The organism is Streptomyces sp. URMC 127 (assembly GCF_051386535.1).
Classification (GTDB): domain Bacteria; phylum Actinomycetota; class Actinomycetes; order Streptomycetales; family Streptomycetaceae; genus Streptomyces.
In genome coordinates this window covers 1-536 of sequence record NZ_JBPQTW010000495.1, presented here as the reverse complement: position 1 = coordinate 536, position 536 = coordinate 1, and the positions used below count along the sequence as shown (strand labels likewise).

The window sequence follows — 536 nt, the reverse complement described above, 5'->3', positions numbered from 1 at the left end:
CTGGTGGAGGCGGAGGCGGTGGTCGTGGCGGCGTCGGGGACGTCCGGTGCGGGCAAGGCGGCCAAGCCGCACCTCCTCGGCTCCGAGGTCATGGGCTCCGTCAGCGCCTACGGCGTGGGCGGCGGCCATCGGCACACGCCCGAGATCGTCCAGAACCTCTCCGCCGTCGCCGGACGGCCCGTCAAGGTCTCGTTCACCCCCCTCCTCGTGCCGATGCCGCGCGGCATCCTCGCCACCTGTAGCGCCGAGGTGCGCCCAGGAGTGACCGCCGACGCGCTCCGCACGGCTTACGAACAGGCCTATGCGGACGAGCCGTTCGTCCACCTCCTGCCCCCGGGGCAGCAGCCCTCGACCGGCGCCGTGACGGGTTCCAATGCCGCGCTGGTGCAGGTGGTGCTGGACGAGGCGGCGGGGCGGGTCGTGGTGGTGAGTGCGATCGACAACCTCACCAAGGGCACCGCGGGTGGTGCGGTGCAGAGCATGAACATCGCTCTGGGGCTGCCGGAGGGGCTGGGGCTCGGGGTGGCGGGGGTGGC

1 protein-coding gene is annotated in these 536 nt (G+C 73.1%); it reads left to right on the top strand.

Annotated elements, in window-relative coordinates; genetic code table 11:
- The coding region (locus ACSNOH_RS35085) for an Asd/ArgC dimerization domain-containing protein (protein ID WP_436725489.1) at positions 1 to 536 on the top strand (536 nt) is incomplete at both ends.